A 252-nucleotide genomic window follows, 5' to 3' on the forward strand; every position below is an offset into this window, starting at 1 on the left:
CTTATTTTACTTGGTTTATGTGCTAAAAAGATCCATTCTAAGATAATATTGTCCCTCTGCATTAAAATTCCTGGAGGAGAAATTCTGGAAGGAAATATGACTAGAATACAATTAAGATTTAGATTCACCCTATCCACATGTGCCTCCTGTAATTTCTCCTCAACAATAGTCAATTCCTTTCCCTCATAAACTGTTAATTCTCTGGGACTATTAAAGTCTTTATCACCATCTAAGGTTTTGTTTAAATGAATT

General features: G+C 32.5%; 1 protein-coding gene. It reads right to left on the minus strand.

All coding sequences use genetic code 11. The annotated features are described in order from the left end of the window. A partial coding sequence (locus I5349_RS13905) for a hypothetical protein (RefSeq protein WP_226391376.1) occupies window positions 1-252 on the minus strand: 252 nt, incomplete at both ends.

Source organism: Penaeicola halotolerans, from assembly GCF_016464625.1.
Lineage (GTDB): Bacteria > Bacteroidota > Bacteroidia > Cytophagales > Cyclobacteriaceae > Penaeicola > Penaeicola halotolerans.